This is a genomic window from Spirillospora sp. CA-142024 (assembly GCF_050942325.1).
Classification (GTDB): domain Bacteria; phylum Actinomycetota; class Actinomycetes; order Streptosporangiales; family Streptosporangiaceae; genus Spirillospora.
Genome location: NZ_CP192077.1, coordinates 1,856,283 through 1,871,553, shown reverse-complemented (window position 1 = coordinate 1,871,553; position 15,271 = coordinate 1,856,283). Strand labels below are relative to the sequence as shown.

The 15,271-nt window shown below is 72.2% G+C and carries 13 protein-coding genes; 6 read left to right on the top strand and 7 right to left on the bottom strand.

Annotated features, from left to right (window positions below):
* Nucleotides 1-36: 36 nt before the first annotated feature.
* Nucleotides 37-267, bottom strand: coding sequence for a hypothetical protein (locus tag ACQPZP_RS09085; protein WP_433477183.1), 231 nt, complete (start codon nt 265-267; stop codon nt 37-39).
* A gap of 29 nt (nt 268-296) precedes the next feature.
* On the bottom strand, nt 297-1,721 hold the full coding sequence (locus tag ACQPZP_RS09080; RefSeq protein ID WP_433477182.1) for a PLP-dependent aminotransferase family protein: 1,425 nt from the start codon (nt 1,719-1,721) through the stop codon (nt 297-299).
* Nucleotides 1,722-1,835: 114 nt separating this feature from the next.
* On the opposite strand from ACQPZP_RS09080, the gene ACQPZP_RS09075 reads away from it, so the two are divergent.
* The 4 genes from ACQPZP_RS09075 to ACQPZP_RS09060 all read left to right on the top strand — a co-directional run bounded on the left by ACQPZP_RS09075 (nt 1,836) and on the right by ACQPZP_RS09060 (nt 7,357).
* Nucleotides 1,836-2,789, top strand: a complete 954-nt coding sequence (locus ACQPZP_RS09075; RefSeq protein ID WP_433477181.1) for a DMT family transporter — start codon at nt 1,836-1,838, stop codon at nt 2,787-2,789.
* Between the two features lies 1 nt (nt 2,790).
* Nucleotides 2,791-4,461 (top strand): fumarate hydratase, encoded by a 1,671-nt coding sequence (locus ACQPZP_RS09070; protein WP_433477180.1) that lies wholly within the window; start codon nt 2,791-2,793, stop codon nt 4,459-4,461.
* A gap of 149 nt (nt 4,462-4,610) precedes the next feature.
* The gene (locus tag ACQPZP_RS09065) at nt 4,611-5,876 is read left to right on the top strand and encodes a serine/threonine-protein kinase (protein ID WP_433477179.1); all 1,266 of its coding nucleotides are present in this window, start codon (nt 4,611-4,613) and stop codon (nt 5,874-5,876) included.
* 80 nt (nt 5,877-5,956) lie between these two features.
* Nucleotides 5,957-7,357 carry a class II fumarate hydratase gene (locus ACQPZP_RS09060; protein WP_433477178.1) on the top strand — a complete coding sequence of 467 codons (1,401 nt, stop codon included), beginning with the start codon at nt 5,957-5,959 and terminating at the stop codon, nt 7,355-7,357.
* 62 nt (nt 7,358-7,419) lie between these two features.
* Here ACQPZP_RS09060 and ACQPZP_RS09055 read toward each other — a convergent pair whose 3' ends face one another.
* From ACQPZP_RS09055 to ACQPZP_RS09040, 4 genes are all read right to left on the bottom strand, one after another.
* Nucleotides 7,420-8,304: a lytic transglycosylase domain-containing protein gene (locus tag ACQPZP_RS09055; RefSeq protein WP_433477177.1), complete on the bottom strand. Its 885-nt coding sequence runs from the start codon at nt 8,302-8,304 to the stop codon at nt 7,420-7,422.
* 507 nt (nt 8,305-8,811) lie between these two features.
* Nucleotides 8,812-10,128, bottom strand: coding sequence for a PhoH family protein (locus tag ACQPZP_RS09050; protein ID WP_433477176.1), 1,317 nt, complete (start codon nt 10,126-10,128; stop codon nt 8,812-8,814).
* A 75-nt stretch (nt 10,129-10,203) separates the two neighbouring features.
* Nucleotides 10,204-11,091, bottom strand: a complete 888-nt coding sequence (locus ACQPZP_RS09045) for an isoprenyl transferase (RefSeq protein WP_433477175.1) — start codon at nt 11,089-11,091, stop codon at nt 10,204-10,206.
* 141 nt (nt 11,092-11,232) lie between these two features.
* Nucleotides 11,233-11,754 carry a hypothetical protein gene (locus ACQPZP_RS09040; protein ID WP_433467251.1) on the bottom strand — a complete coding sequence of 174 codons (522 nt, stop codon included), beginning with the start codon at nt 11,752-11,754 and terminating at the stop codon, nt 11,233-11,235.
* A 115-nt stretch (nt 11,755-11,869) separates the two neighbouring features.
* On the opposite strand from ACQPZP_RS09040, the gene ACQPZP_RS09035 reads away from it, so the two are divergent.
* Entirely contained in the window at nt 11,870-13,408 is a 1,539-nt protein-coding gene (locus tag ACQPZP_RS09035) for an MFS transporter (RefSeq protein ID WP_433477174.1), read from the top strand.
* Nucleotides 13,389-14,030: a TetR family transcriptional regulator gene (locus ACQPZP_RS09030; protein WP_433477173.1), complete on the top strand. Its 642-nt coding sequence runs from the start codon at nt 13,389-13,391 to the stop codon at nt 14,028-14,030. Before ACQPZP_RS09035 ends, ACQPZP_RS09030 begins: the two co-directional genes overlap by 20 nt.
* A 1-nt stretch (nt 14,031) precedes the next feature.
* On the opposite strand, the gene ACQPZP_RS09025 is transcribed toward ACQPZP_RS09030, so the two are convergent.
* On the bottom strand, nt 14,032-15,219 hold the full coding sequence (locus tag ACQPZP_RS09025; RefSeq protein WP_433477172.1) for a C40 family peptidase: 1,188 nt from the start codon (nt 15,217-15,219) through the stop codon (nt 14,032-14,034).
* Between the last annotated feature and the right edge of the window lie 52 nt (nt 15,220-15,271).

The following is a 15,271-nucleotide window of genomic DNA, read 5'->3' as shown; positions in this document are numbered from 1 at the left end:
TGACGGGGGTTCCAGGGGGTCGCCCCCTGGGCTGACTCAGACTTCCTCTAGGGAACGGATGGCCTTCTCCCCTTCGGCCTGGGCTTGTTCCGGCGTCAGGTCCTGCAGGGCACGGCTGAGCGCCACTTCGGCGGCGTCGGCGGCGGCCCGGAGGGTCACGGCGTGTTCCTGTGCCCTTTCGAGGTCGCCCAGGCCCACACAGTCGAAGGCCACCTGCGCGTCGTGCCCGGCCATCTTCAACTGCCGTGCGGCCTCATCCAGACTCATGCATACCTCCTACACCGGGGATGCTGGTCCTACCCTTCAACACCGTCTGTAACCGCTTGGCCCAGCAGTTGCGCCGCCTTGACCAGGCGCGGCTCGGAAAGCGTGGCGTAGCCGAGGACGAGCGCGGGCGGTGCGTCGTCCGCGCGTCCGCGCGACCACATCTGCCGGGCGCCCGCGACCGACACCCCGGCTCGCGCGGCCCTGGCGACCACGGCGTCCTCGTCGCATCCGTCCGGCAGTTCCACATAGAGGTGGATGCCCGCTGAGACGCCGCGAACCACGGCGCCGGGCAGATTCTCGCCGAGGGCGCCGACGAGGGCGTCGCGGCGGGTTCGGTACCGCCGCCGCATGGTGCGCAGGTGCCGGTCGTAGCCGCCGCCACTGAGGAACTCCGTCAGCGCGAACTGCTCCAGGACGGGTGCGCCCAGGTCGGTGTTGACGCGGTGCTCACGCAGCCGTCCGGCGATGGACGGCGGCGCGACGACCCAGCCGAGGCGGAGCGCGGGGGCCAGGGACTTGCTGACCGAGCCGAGCAGGACGACCCGGTCGGGGTCGACGCCCTGGAGGCAGCCGACGGGGTCGCGGTCGTAGCGGAACTCGGCGTCGTAGTCGTCCTCCAGGATCAGGCCGTCCACCTCGCGCACCCAGGCGATCAGCTCGGCGCGGCGGGCCGGGGACAGCACAACGCCGGTCGGGTACTGGTGCGCGGGCGTGACGAGGACGGCCCGCGCACCGGTGCGGCCGAGCGCCTCGACGTCCAGGCCCTCACCGTCCACGGGGACGCGCGCGACCCGGATCCCCGCGGCCTCCAGCATCGGCAGCTGCCGGTCGCTGGTGGGGTCCTCGACCGCGAGCGCCGTGTGACCGCCGGCGCGCAGCATCGCGAGCAGCGCCGACAGGCCGTGCGCCACCCCGTTCATGATCACGACCCGGCCGGCGTCGGCGTGCGCGGCGCGGACCCGGCCGAGGTAGGAGGCGAGCTCGGCGCGCAGGGCCGGGACACCGGCGGGGTCGGGGTAGGTGAGCGCGTCGTGCGGCAGGGTGCGCAGCGCGGCGCGCGCGGCCGCGATCCACCGCTCCCGGGGGAAGGCCGACAGGTCGGGCCGGCCGGGCCACAGGTCGTACCGGACCGCCGGCTCCGGCGCGGGTTCGACCGGCCGGGCGGCGGCGGGCGGCCGGGCCGGGGGCGCGGCGTCCTCGTCGGGACGGGCGAGCGGCGCGATCCGGGTGCCGTCGCCGCGCCGGGCGATCAGGAACCCCTCGGCGGTGAGCTGCTCGTAGGCGGTGACGACGACGCCGCGCGAGACGTCCAGGTCGCGCGCGAGGTCGCGGCTCGAGGGCAACCGGGTCCCGGCGGTCAGCCGGCCGGACCGCACCGCGGCGCGGAAGCCGGCCGCGATCTGCGCCGCCAGCCGGCCCGCGGACCGGTCGAGTGAGAGATGAAGGTCGGTCACATGACACTCAGCGTCAATAGGGAGCGCGGACGTCACGGGGTCCCCTATTGGTCCACGATGGAGCATTTCGATTGGCTCTGTCGAGTGGACCAAGCGGCTTCTAGCTTTGCGTTCATGAACACGTCCCACAAGCGCGGCATGGCCGGGGCCGGATCCGCGATGTTCCTCGTCGGCACGCTGACCGCCGTCTCGGCGACCATCTCCGGCTACCCCGTCTTCGGCGGTCAGGCGGTCCGGTACGCCGTGGCCGCGCTCGTCCTGCTCGCCGTGGCCCGCCTCGCCGGCGGGGCCGCGCCGCGGCCGTCGGTGGGGCCGTCGGCGCGGGACTGGCTGCTGCTGGCGGCGCTGGCGGCGACCGGGCTGGTCGCGTTCAACGTCTGCATCGTGGCGGCCACCCGGGACACGAGCCCGGCCACGATCGGCACGGTGATCGCGACCGTCCCGGTCGTGCTGGCGCTGATCGGGCCGCTGCTGGAGGGGCGCCGCCCGGCCCCCGCGCTCCTCCTGTCGGCGTGCGTGGTGGCGGCCGGCGCCGCCCTGGCCAGCGGCTTCGGCGGCGGCAGCGCGCGCGGCCTGCTGCTGTCGCTCGGCGCGCTCGCCGGGGAGGTGTGCTTCTCGCTGCTGGCCGTCCCGCTGCTGCCGCGCCTCGGGCCGCTGCGGGTCTCCGCCTACTCCGCCGCGCTGGCCGCCCCGATGCTCGTCGCGGTCGGCCTGGTCGCGGACGGGACGGCGCTGCTCCGCGTCCCGACCGCCGCCGAGCTCGCGGGCTTCGCCTACCTGTCGGTCGTCGTCACGACGATCGCGTTCCTGCTCTGGTACGACGCGATCGGACGGCTCGGGGCCGACCGCGCGGGGCTGTTCGCGGGACTGATCCCGGTCAGCGCGGTGATCACGACCGTGGCGCTCGGCCTCGGCCGGCCCGGAGCGGCCGACCTGGCGGGGGCCGCGCTGGTCGCGGCCGGGGTCGTGCTCGGCCTGCGGACCAGGGTCGCCCCCCGTGAGCCCGCGCCTTCCGAGCCCGTAACCTGTGAGACGGCCCCCATCGGAATCGCGCGAGGATCTGCCTGAGATGCCTGAGTTCTCCTACACCGACCTGCTGCCGCTCGGCCCGGACGAGACCGACTACCGGCTCCTGACGTCCGACGGGGTCTCCACGTTCGAAGCGAACGGCCGGACGTTCTTGCAGGTCGAGCCGGAGGCTCTGCGGCTGCTCACCGAGACGGCGATGCGCGACATCTCGCACCTGCTGCGTCCCGCGCACCTGGCGCAGCTCCGCCGCATCCTGGACGACCCCGAGGCGTCCCCGAACGACCGGTTCGTCGCGCTGGACCTGCTGAAGAACGCGGGCATCTCGTCCGGGGGCGTCCTGCCGATGTGCCAGGACACCGGCACCGCGATCGTGATGGGCAAGCGCGGCCAGCACGTCCTGACGGACGGCAAGGACGAGGAGCACATCTCGCGCGGCGTGTACGACGCGTACACGAAACTGAATCTGCGCTACTCGCAGATGGCGCCGGTGTCGATGTGGGACGAGAAGAACACCGGCTCCAACCTGCCCGCACAGGTCGAGCTGTACGCGACACCTGGCGACGCCTACAAGTTCCTGTTCATGGCCAAGGGTGGCGGCAGCGCGAACAAGTCGTTCCTCTACCAGGAGACCAAGGCCGTCCTGAACCCGAAGCGGATGATGTCCTTCCTGGAGGAGAAGATCCGCTCGCTCGGCACCGCCGCGTGCCCGCCGTACCACCTGGCGATCGTCGTCGGCGGGACGTCCGCCGAGTACGCGCTGAAGACCGCCAAGTACGCGTCCGCCCACTACCTGGACACGATGCCCACCGAGGGCTCGCCGCTCGGGCACGGGTTCCGCGACCTGGAGCTGGAGCTGCAGGTGTTCGAGCTGACGCAGAAGCTCGGCATCGGCGCGCAGTTCGGCGGCAAGTACTTCTGCCACGACGTGCGGGTGGTCCGGCTGCCGCGGCACGGCGCGTCCTGCCCGGTCGCGATCGCGGTGTCGTGCAGCGCCGACCGGCAGGCCCTCGCCAAGATCACCGCGGAGGGCGTGTTCCTGGAGCGGCTGGAGACCGATCCCGCGCAGTACCTCCCGGAGACCACCGACGACCACTTGGACGACGGCGTCGTCCAGGTCGGGGCGGGCGGGGGGAATGCGATCAGCATCGATCTGAACCGTCCGATGGCGGAGATCCGGGCGGAGCTGACCAAGTACCCGGTGAAGACGCGGCTGTCGCTGACCGGCCCGCTCGTCGTGGCCCGCGACATCGCCCACGCCAAGATCAAGGAGCGGCTGGACGCGGGCGAGCCGATGCCGCAGTACCTGCGCGACCACGCCGTCTACTACGCGGGCCCGGCCAAGACGCCGGAGGGCTACGCGTCCGGGTCGTTCGGCCCGACCACGGCCGGGCGGATGGACTCCTACGTCGAGCAGTTCCAGGCCGCGGGCGGCTCGCTGGTCATGCTCGCCAAGGGCAACCGGTCCAAGCAGGTCACCGACGCCTGCAAGGAGCACGGCGGGTTCTACCTCGGCTCGATCGGCGGCCCCGCCGCCCGGCTCGCCCAGGACTGCATCAAGAAGGTCGAGGTCCTGGAGTACCAGGAGCTCGGCATGGAGGCGGTCTGGAAGATCGAGGTGGAGGACTTCCCCGCGTTCATCGTGGTCGACGACAAGGGCGAGGACTTCTTCGCCGACACCACCGGCCCCGTCCTCACCATCGGCAGGCGGTGACGCTCGGCAGCGGCCGACGACGCCCCGGTGACGGCCGGCCCACCGGTCATGAAGGTTTCTTGCCGGTAGGTCACAGTATTGGGCCAAAATCCGAGTTGGTGATGAGGTCTCCCGGATGACCAGCGGGCCACTCCGGTATCTTTTCCGCCATGTCTCAGTCAGAGCGCCTCGTTCTCGCGACGCGCTACCGGCTGGTCTCGGAAATAGGTCAGGGTGCCAACGGCACCGTGTGGAGAGGGCATGACGAGCTCCTCGATCGCGCCGTCGCGATCAAGGAGCTACGGCTCCCCGAGGACCTCTCCGAGGACGACCGGGTGGTCTTCTACCGCCGTACCCTCCGGGAGGCGCGCGCGCCCGCGCAGCTGCGCACGCACTCCATCGTCGAGGTGTACGACGTGGTCATCGAGCAGGGCCGTCCCTGGATCGTGATGGAGATGATCGAGGCGCCCAGCCTCGAACAGCTCATCGAACGCTCGGGCCCGCTCCCGGCCGACCGCGTCGCGCACATCGGCCGGGCGCTGCTGGACGCCCTCAACACGGCGCACAAGGCCGGCATCGTGCACCGCGACCTCAAGCCGAGCAACGTGCTGCTCGACGGCGACCGCGTCGTGCTCACCGACTTCGGGCTCGCGTTCTCGTCCGGTTCGGTGAGCCTCACCAAGACGGGCCACTTCATGGGCTCGCCCGCCTACGTGGCGCCCGAGGTCGCCGCCGGCGACAAGGCGACCCCCCGGTCCGACCTGTGGTCCCTCGGCGCGACGCTGTACGCCGCGCTGGAGGGCCGTCCGCCGTTCGAGCGCGAGAACGTGATGGCGACGCTGTCCGCGCTGGCGAACGAGTCGACCCCCGCCCCGCAGAACGCCGGCGCCCTCGCGCCGGTGATCACTGGGCTGCTGGAGAAGAACCCGACCCGCCGGCTCAGCCACGCCCGCGCGGTCGACCGCCTCGAACGGGCCATGGCGGGCCCGCGCTCGGGGCGCCGCCCGCCGACGCCCCGCTACCGGCTGATGGTGGTGATCGGGCTCATCGGCGCGACCGTCGCGTCCTGCGGGATCGGCGCGACCGCCCTCATCGTCGGGATGATGCGGGAGAGCCCCGGACCGTCCCCCACCGCGACGTCGTCCAGCCCGGCGGGCACCGCCACCCAGGCCGCCGCACCGCCCGGCGTGGCGACGAGCACGCTCGTCGTCCGGGCGCGCACCGACGCCTGCAAGATCTTCGTGTCGGTGCCGGGCGACGCGATCACCGTGCTCAGCGACGAGACGCTCCACCAGGGCGACGCGCGGCAGTACGGCCAGCCCCGCCTGAACGCGGTGATCTACGACGCGTCGGCCTGCGACGTCTGGGTGAACGGCCAGGAGAAACCGCCCGGCAAACCCGGCGAACGCCAGAACTACACCCTGAACAAGGAGTGACGAGCCCCGCCGCGGGGAATGCGGGGGCCACCGGATGGGCTGGCCTGTAGGACGGCCGAAGATCCGAACGGGAGGCTTCCATGTCCGAGCAGGGGTTCCGGATCGAGCACGACTCGATGGGCGAGGTCCGGGTGCCGGCGGCGGCAAGGTGGCGGGCGCAGACGCAGCGGGCGGTGGAGAACTTCCCGATCTCCGGGCGGGGGCTGGAGGCCGCGCACATCGCCGCGCTCGGCCGGATCAAGGCCGCGGCGGCGGTCGTCAACGCCGAGCTCGGGGTGCTCGACGAGGACCTGGCCGGCGCGATCGCCGAGGCCGCCCGGGAGGTCGCCGACGGACGCTGGAACGACCAGTTCCCCATCGACGTGTTCCAGACCGGGTCGGGGACGTCGTCCAACATGAACGCCAACGAGGTCGTGGCGACGCTGGCGCAGGAGCGGCTCGGCCGTCCGGTGCATCCCAACGACCACGTGAACGCCTCCCAGTCGTCCAACGACGTGTTCCCCTCGTCCATCCACGTCGCGGCGACCGGGGCCGTCCTGAACGATCTGATCCCCGCGCTGCGGCATCTGGAGGCCGCGCTGCGGCGCAAGGCGGACGAGTTCCGGGACGTGGTGAAATCGGGCCGCACCCACCTGATGGACGCGACGCCGGTGACGCTCGGCCAGGAGTTCGGCGGGTACGCCGCTCAGGTCGGGCACGGCGTGGAACGGCTGGAGGCCGTCGTGCCGCGCCTCGCGGAACTGCCGCTCGGCGGGACCGCGGTCGGCACCGGCATCAATACCCCGGACGGCTTCGCCGCCCGCGTCATCGCGGAGATCGCCCGGGCCACCGGGCTGCCGCTTACCGAGGCCCGCGACCACTTCGAGGCGCAGGGCGCGCGGGACGGCCTGGTCGAGGCCAGCGGCGCGCTCCGCACGATCGCGGTGAGCCTCAACAAGATCGCCAACGACCTGCGCTGGATGGGCTCCGGTCCGCGCGCCGGGCTGGCCGAGATCCGGCTGCCCGACCTGCAGCCCGGGTCGTCCATCATGCCGGGGAAGGTGAACCCGGTGATTCCGGAGGCGGTCACGCAGGTCGCCGCCCAGGTCATCGGGAACGACGCGGCGGTCGCGTTCGGCGGCGCGTCCGGCAGCTTCGAGCTGAACGTGATGCTGCCGATGCTGGCCCGCAACGTGCTGGAGTCGATCACCCTGCTGGCGAACGTGTCGCGCCTGCTGGCGGACCGCTGCGTGGACGGCATCGAGGCCGACGAGGACAGGCTGCGCGAGTACGCCGAGTCCTCACCGTCGATCGTGACGCCGCTGAACCGCTACATCGGGTACGAGGAGGCGGCGAAGGTCGCCAAGCAGGCCCTCAAGGAGCGCAGGACGATCCGTGAGGTCGTCCTGGAGCGCGGTTACGTGGACGACGGGAAGCTGACCGTCGAGCAGCTGGACGACGCCCTCGACGTGCTGGGGATGACCGGCCCGTCCGGCCGCTGACCGCGTCGGCCGCGGGAGCCCCCAGGAGCCTCTCCGGCGCCTGGGACCCGCCCGCCCGAGGGTCAGTACCAGCCGACGGACTCCGAGTGCGACCAGGCCTTACAGGGGGTCCCGTAGCGGTTGTCGATGTAGCCGAGACCCCACTTGATCTGGGTGGTGGCGTTGTTCTGCCAGTCGGGGCCGGCGCTGGCCATCTTGGAACCGGGCAGCGCCTGCGGGATCCCGTACGCGCCCGAGGGGTTCGCCGCGTGGGTGTTCCAGTGGCTTTCCTTGTTCCACAGGTTGACCAGGCAGCCGAACTCGCCGCTGCCGGTGAAGCCGTAGCTCGGCATCAGCTTCTTGGCGATCGTCTGCGCCTCGCCGGCCGGGACCGGGTCGCCGACCGGTCCGCTGCCGCCGTTGCCGCCCTTGTCGTCCTCGGGCTTCTTGGTGGGGATCGGCTTGCCCTTGGGGCGCAGGGACGGGGCCTTGCCCTCGTCCGCGCGCGTCGCCCGGGTGGCGCGTTCGAGCGCCAGCTTCTTGCGCTGCTGCTCCAGCACCTTCGGGTCGACCTTCGGAGCGGCCTCCGCCAGCTGCTTGGTCGGCGTGACGGTCTTGGTGCCTTCGTCGCCGGAACCGCCGGTCAGCGCGAACGCGGCGACCGCGCCACCGCCGAGCACCACGGCGGCGCCGGCCGCGATCGCGGCGATCCGCAGGCCGTTGCGCTTGCCGGAGCGGGAGCGCCGGCCGGCCGCGCGCGGCGTGTTCGACGCGATCTCGTCATGGGGGGCGTCCGTGGACACTCCGGTGCGGAGCGGCTCCTGGACGGCCTGGATCCCGAGCGTGTCACCGGCGGGCGCGCCGACCTGGGTGCGGTCGGTGCCGGCGACCCGCACGTCGTCCTCGTGCGGCGCCGGGGCCGCTTCCGGGGCAGCGGCGTAGGCCGGGGCGGGGGCCGATGCCGCCACCGGGATCCGGGGGTCGAAGCTCTGTCGATCGTCTCGCCTAGGGGACCCGGGACGGTCTCCGTACAAGGCGGTCCTTCCGACGGTCGCACGCGCATGGGCACGCGCACGAACTGTTTTCCACCCCGGCCCGGCCGGCCGTCAGGAGATCGGGCGGCCCCGGACCCGGGGCGGCGCCGTGCCCGTCGCGCGTGTTCTGGGGGGCCGCGCGCCGACCTGGCACCGCTCGGGGGGTGCTTACGGGGAGACACAATGCCCGAGGTGACGGGCTGCTTCGCAACCGAAACGAGACGAATGCGGCGCGTGGGACGGTTGTCAACCCACCCGGAGCAGCCCCGAAACCGCCACCAGACCTGCACATCTCCGCCGCTCGGGCAGTAATTGTGACCTTCATCACAACTCTACGGTACGGGGTTTAACGATCACCCTCCGTAGGAAGTCCAGGGACGTTCTCGGACGCGAAGACCCCGGCGGCCCTTCCCGGGCCCCGGGGTCGTCGCCTGCCGAAGATCACACGCCGACGTCGCCGAGCATGTCCGTCACCAGGGCGGCGATCGGGGACCGCTCCGACCTGGTGAGCGTCACGTGCGCGAAGAGCGGATGGCCCTTCAGCCGCTCCACCACCGCGGCGACGCCGTCGTGGCGGCCGACCCGGAGGTTGTCGCGCTGCGCCACGTCATGGGTCAGCACGACCCGCGACCCCGCGCCGATCCGCGACAGGACCGTCAGCAGCACGCCGCGCTCCAGCGACTGCGCCTCGTCCACGATCACGAAGGCGTCGTGCAGCGACCGCCCGCGGATGTGCGTCAGCGGCAGGACCTCCAACATGTCACGGTCCATGACCTCGTCGATGACCTCCGGTGTGGTCACCGCCGACAGGGTGTCGTAGACCGCCTGGGCCCACGGCGACATCTTCTCGTTCTCCGACCCGGGCAGGTAGCCGAGCTCCTGGCCGCCGACCGCGTACAGGGGACGGAACACCAGGACCTTGCGGTGCTGGCGCCGCTCCAGCGCGGCCTCCAGGCCCGCGCACAGGGCGAGCGCGGACTTGCCGGTGCCGGCCCGCCCGCCGAGCGAGACGATGCCGACGTCCTCGTCCATCAGCAGGTCGATCGCGATCCGCTGCTCCGCGGACCGGCCGCGCAGCCCGAACAGCTCGCGGTCGCCCCGCACGAGCTTGACCGACTTGTCCGGCTGGACGCGGCCGAGGGCCGAACCGCGCTCCGACAGCAGCCGCAGGCCCGTGTGGCACGGCAGCTCCCGCGCCTCCTCCAGGTCCGCGGTCCCCTCGTCGTACAGCTCCTCCAGGACCCCGCCGGGCACCTCCAGCTCCCGCATGCCGGTCCAGCCGGACTCCACGACGGCCAGCTCCGCGCGGTACTCCTCGGCGGCGAGGCCGACCGCGGACGCCTTCACCCGCATCGGCAGGTCCTTGGAGACCAGGACCACGTCGCGTCCCTCGTCCGCGAGCCACGCGGCCACCGAGAGGATCCGGGTGTCGTTGTCGCCGAGCCGGAACCCGTCCGGCAGGACGCTCGGATCGGAGTGGTTGAGCTCGACGCGCAGCGTGCCGCCCTGGTCGCCGAGCGGCCCCTCGACCGCCACGGGCTCGTCCAGCCGGCCGTGCCGCACGCGCAGGTCGTCCAGGGTGCGCAGGGCCTGCCGGGCGAAGTAGCCGAGCTCGGGGTGGTGGCGCTTGGCCTCCAGTTCGGAGATGACGACGACGGGGAGTACGACCTCGTGCTCGGCGAACCGGGTCATCGCCCCCGGGTCGGCGAGCAGGACGCTGGTGTCGAGGACGTACGTGCGCCGATCCGGTGTGGCCACTCGATCTCCCTGAGAATGGGGGAACTGCCGGTGGCGCGCCGGTCCGCCGCGATGGCGGTGGTCAGCAGAGGACGGTCAGGTACCGTAGCGCCGATGCCGCGCGGCGTAGGAGCGCATGGCCCGGAGGAAGTCCACCTTGCGGAAGTCCGGCCAGTGGACCTCGCAGAAGTAGAACTCCGAGTGCGCGCTCTGCCAGAGCATGAAGCCGGAGAGACGCTGCTCCCCCGAGGTGCGGATGACCAGGTCCGGGTCCGGCTGGCCGCGCGTGTAGAGATGCTCCGCGATGTGCTCCACGTCGAGGATCTCGGCGAGTTCCTCGATGCTGGTGCCCCGGCTCGCCTGCTCGATGAGCAGTGAGCGCACCGCATCAGCGATCTCACGCCTACCTCCATACCCAACCGCGACGTTCACAATCAGGCCGGGTGCGGCGGATGTGGCCTCACCCGCATCTTTAAGGACGCGAGCGGTCTTATCGGGCAGCAGGTCGAGGGCGCCGACGGGCTTCACGTGCCAGCCGTCGGCGGCGAGCTTGCGGACCGTGTTCTCGATGATCTCCAGCAGCGGTGCCAGCTCGGCGGCCGGCCGGTTCAGGTTGTCGGTGGACAGGAGCCAGAGCGTGACGTGCTCGACGCCGGCCTCCGCGCTCCACTGCAGCAGCTCGGAGATCTTCTGGGCGCCGCGCTGGTGCCCGGTGTTGACGTCGGCCAGCCCCATCGACCTGGCCCAACGCCGGTTCCCGTCCAGGATGACGCCGACGTGCCGGGGGGTGATGTCGGTCGGGAGGTCCGCCTCGACCCGGCGCTCGTACATCCGGTAGACGACGTCGCGGACGGCCGCGTACGGGCCGCTGCGGCGGAGGGCGGAGATCAGCCGCCCGCCCTCGTCGGGGCGGCGGCGCACACCGTCACGCCGTGCGCCGCGCGACCACCTGGTGCGCGGCTCTCCCGTACGCCGAACCCCCATGTGGGCTTCCCTTCGAGCGACCGACCCTGGCGGGAAAGACGCTCAATTATGGCCCGACGGCGACACTTCTCCCACCGCCCCCGTGATGCCAGGCTAACGCGCGGCGCGGCCCGTGCGGGGCGAATGGCCTGCTCTGGCCCGTCAGGCCCGGGGCCCGGCGGCGCGGGCACGTTCCACGTGCTCCAGGGCGGTGCGCAGCTCGGCCAGCCACTCGTCGGTGTTCTTGCCGACGAGCCGGACGCACCAGGCGAGCGCGTCGCTGCGGCTGCGGGCGACCCCGGCCTCCACGAGCGTGTCCAGGACGCGGCGCTCCGGCTGCCGCAGCCGCGTCATGACCGGCACGGACAGGGTGGTGAACATCTCCCGTTCGCCGCCGCATTCGACGCCCCACGAGACCTTGTGGCCGAAGCGCTGCTCGGCCTCGCGGGCGATGCCGATGCGCCGGTCGCGGGTCTCGTCGCGGAAGCGCTGGACGTGCCCGGCGATCACGCCGGCGCGCTCGGCGTCCGACACCTGCTCGGCGGCCGCCGGGACGGGCAGCCGGCCGACGACGCTGACCTCCTCGCGGTCGAGGACGACCTCGGGCGCGCCCTCGAACCAGTCCTCCGGCAACCGCCCCGAGAACCAGCCGCGCAGTTGCTCCGCCGCTTCGCTCGTATTCATGTAATCAAAATTACAACGCATCCCGCCCCAACGCCACCCTCTCTCTCGATTGACAATCACCTTCTTTTGAGCGTTACTCTCATTTCGCAGAGAGACTCATTTGGAGGTTCATGTCATGAGTGTGGGATACACACGGCGCTGGTTCGGGCTGGGCGCGCTGGCGCTGAGCATGCTGGCGCTCGGGTTCGACATGACGATCCTCAACGTGGCGCTGACCACGCTTTCGGAGGAGCTGCACGCGAGCACCAGCGCACTGCAGTGGATCGTGGACTCCTACCTGCTCGTCTTCGGCGCGCTGCTGCTGCCCGCCGGGCTGCTCGGCGACCGGTTCGGGCGCAAGTGGCTGCTGCTGGCCGGCCTCGCGGTGTTCGGGATCGCCTCCCTCGCCGGCGCGTTCGCGGACGGCTCCGGCGGCGTCATCGCGGCCCGCATGTTCATGGGGCTCGGCGCGGCGATCGTGACCCCGCTGTCGATGTCGATGCTCCCCGCGATCTTCCCGCCGGAGGAGCGCACCCGCGCCGTCGCGGTCTGGTCGTCCTCGATGGCGCTCGGCCTGCCGCTCGGCCCGCTGCTCGGCGGCTGGCTGCTGGAGAACTTCCGGTGGGGCTCGATCTTCCTGGTCAACGTGCCGGTCGTGCTCGTCGGCGGCGTCGCGGTCGCCCTGCTGCTGCCGGAGACGAAGGACCCGTCCGCGCCCCGGGTCGACGGGTTCGGCGCGCTGCTGTCGATGGCCGGCATCGTCGCGCTCGTTTACGGGGTCATCGAGGCTCCGGTGCGGGGCTGGGGCGACGCCGTCGTACTGGTGGCCTTCGCGCTCGCGGCCGTCCTGCTGGCCGGATTCGTCCTCTGGGAGCGGCGCGCCGCCGAACCGATGATGGACATGGGACTGTTCCGCGACCCCGGATTCGTGTGGGCGATGGTCGCCGCCATCACCGCGAACCTGATGATGGCCGGGGTCCTGTTCGTCCTGCCCCAGTACCTGGAGGCGGTCCAGGGCAACGACGTCTTCGGCACCGGGCTGCGGCTGATCCCGATGCTCCTCGGCCTGCTCGCCGGCGGCATCGTCACCGACCGGATCGCACCCCGCTCCGGCCACAAGCCCATCCTCGTCACGGGCCTGCTCGTGCTCGCGGCGGGCTTCGGATGGGGCGCGTCCACCGAGGTGGGCGACGGCTACTCCACGACCGTCCTGTGGCTGCTCGTCCTCGGCCTCGGCTGCGGCCTGACCATGGTCCCGGCGATGGACGCGGTGCTCGCCGCCCTCCCGCCCGCGCAGGCGGGACGCGGCTCGGGCCTCGTCCAGACGCTCCGCCAGACGGGCGGGACGCTGGGCGTCGCGGGCCTCGGCAGCCTGCTGTCCGCGCTCTACCGGGACCGCGTGTCCACCGGCGGGCTGCCCCACGAGGCGGCCGGCGCGGCGCGCGACTCCATCGGCGGCGCCGTCGCCGTCGCCGGCCGGCTGGGCGACGGCGGGCTGCTCGCCTCGGCCCGCGACGCCTACGTCCACGGCATGGACGCCGTCTTCGCCGCGTGCGCGGCCGCCGCCTTCGCGGTGGCCCTCCTCCTGTGGCTCTTCCAGCCCGGACGGGCCCGGGAGGATGCGCTCACCGCCGCCGATGCCCGAGAATCGGACCATGAGCACGTCGTCCCCTGAGCACGCCATCGACCGGCTGGAGGACCGGCTCTCCCGGCTGCCGCTGCGGGAGCGCAAGAAGCTGCGGACCCGGAGGGCGATCCAGGACCACGCCCTCCGGCTCTTCACCGAGCAGGGCTACGACGAGACGACGGTGGAGCAGATCGCGGCGGCGGCGGAGATCTCGCCGAGCACGTTCTTCCGCTACTTCCCCACCAAGGAGGACGTGGTCGTCACCGACGAGTACGACCCGATCATGGCGGAGATCTTCCGCGACCAGCCGCCGGAGCTGACCCCGATCGAGGCGCTCCGCAAGACGCTCCGCGAGATGCTCCCGCTGATGTACGAGACCGACCTGGACGTCGTCAACATCCGGCTGCGGCTCACCGCGCAGGTGCCCGCCCTGCGCGCCCGCACGTTCGAGTCACTGCGCGAAGGCACGCACGCGATGCTGAGCGACGTCATCGGCGCCCGGACGGGCCGGCCGGCCGGCGACCCGGACGTGGAGGCGTTCACGTGGGCGGTCCTGGGCGTCATGCAGGCGGCGATGTACCAGTGGATCGACGGTCGCGCCACCACGGAGGACATCCCGGCCCTCGTCGACCACAACCTGGAGTTCCTCGGCCGCGGCTGCCCGCTCTGACTCAGCGGCCGATGGCGCCGGCGGCCTTGGCCGCCATCTTCGGGCTGACCCGGACCGCGCCGCGCATGTTGCGCGTGTAGACGTTCTGGACCTGCACCACGGTGCCCGTCCGCGGGGCCGCCAGCATCTTGCCCTTGCCCAGGTAGAGGGCGATGTGCGAGATGTAGCCGGGGGCGGTCGGGTCGTTGGCCCAGATGAGCATGTCGCCCGGCTGGGCCTGGCCGTAGGGCACGACCCAGCCGGCGCGGGCCTGGTCGGCGGCGACGCGCGGCAGCCGGATGCCCGCCTTCGCGAACGCGTACTGCATCAGGCCGGAGCAGTCGTAGCCGCCCTCCGCCTCGGACTCGCCGCCCCACACGTACGGCCAGCCGAGCCGCGTGTAGGCCGCCTGGATGACCGTCCGGACCTGCCTGGCCGTCATGACCTGGCCGTTGGACGCCGGCACGTCCCCGCCCGCCGGGAAGTCGATCTCCGGGTTCACCGCGACCGCCTTGGCGTGCTTCGGCAGCACCTTGCGGAGCTTCTTGATGAACGCCTTCGGCTCGGTCTTCGGGACGCTGATCAGCATCGCGTTGCCGGTCGGCATCCCCAGTGCCTGCGCGGTGGTGTGCGATACGACGGCGTCGACGTCGCTGATGCCCATCGTCGCGTACGCGCCGACGCGCAGCTGCGACTGGTGCTGCCTGCCGCCGACGGGCACCTGGCTGCCGAGCTTCACGCCGCCGTCGCTGCCCATCGTGAACGAGATCGCGACATCGCCCGAGGCCACATTGCGCCAGAGCGCGTCCGACTTGGCGGTCGGCTTCGGCGTGTAGTTGCGGAACGTGGACGGGTCGACGCCCATCAGCCCGACCCGCTTGCCGGCGACCATGCCCTGGACGGCGTCCACGACCTCGACGCCCTTCACGCCCTTGGCACCGCGGACTCTCTGGACGACGTCCGCCGGAAGCGTGGACGGCGCGGCGACGAGGACATGGGGGGTGAGCCGCTTGCCGAGGGGCGCGACCGCCGTGGGCGACAGGCTGGTGCTGCCGGACGCGGCCACGTACCGGGCCCGCTGCTCACCGGGACGCGTGGCCACGGCCGGATCGTCGTCGTGCGCGACGAGGACGGCGACGTTGGCGGCGAGCGTGGTCAGCACCGAAACGCCGATGATCGTCGGCAGGGCCCGGCGGTTCGGCTTTCCCACTGCCACACTCCCTCGAAGGTCGCCCCTGCACCGGCTCTTGACCGTGCCCGGA

Bases quoted from the DNA above. Each gene is read 5' to 3' on its own strand.
- ACQPZP_RS09085 (WP_433477183.1), bottom strand. From the start codon at position 267: ATGAGTCTGGATGAGGCCGCACGGCAGTTGAAGATGGCCGGGCACGAC.
- ACQPZP_RS09075 (WP_433477181.1), top strand. From the start codon at position 1,836: ATGAACACGTCCCACAAGCGCGGCATGGCCGGGGCCGGATCCGCGATG.
- ACQPZP_RS09070 (WP_433477180.1), top strand. From the start codon at position 2,791: ATGCCTGAGTTCTCCTACACCGACCTGCTGCCGCTCGGCCCGGACGAG.
- ACQPZP_RS09065 (WP_433477179.1), top strand. From the start codon at position 4,611: ATGTCTCAGTCAGAGCGCCTCGTTCTCGCGACGCGCTACCGGCTGGTC.
- ACQPZP_RS09060 (WP_433477178.1), top strand. From the start codon at position 5,957: ATGTCCGAGCAGGGGTTCCGGATCGAGCACGACTCGATGGGCGAGGTC.
- ACQPZP_RS09045 (WP_433477175.1), bottom strand. From the start codon at position 11,091: ATGGGGGTTCGGCGTACGGGAGAGCCGCGCACCAGGTGGTCGCGCGGC.
- ACQPZP_RS09040 (WP_433467251.1), bottom strand. From the start codon at position 11,754: ATGAATACGAGCGAAGCGGCGGAGCAACTGCGCGGCTGGTTCTCGGGG.
- ACQPZP_RS09035 (WP_433477174.1), top strand. From the start codon at position 11,870: ATGAGTGTGGGATACACACGGCGCTGGTTCGGGCTGGGCGCGCTGGCG.
- ACQPZP_RS09030 (WP_433477173.1), top strand. From the start codon at position 13,389: ATGAGCACGTCGTCCCCTGAGCACGCCATCGACCGGCTGGAGGACCGG.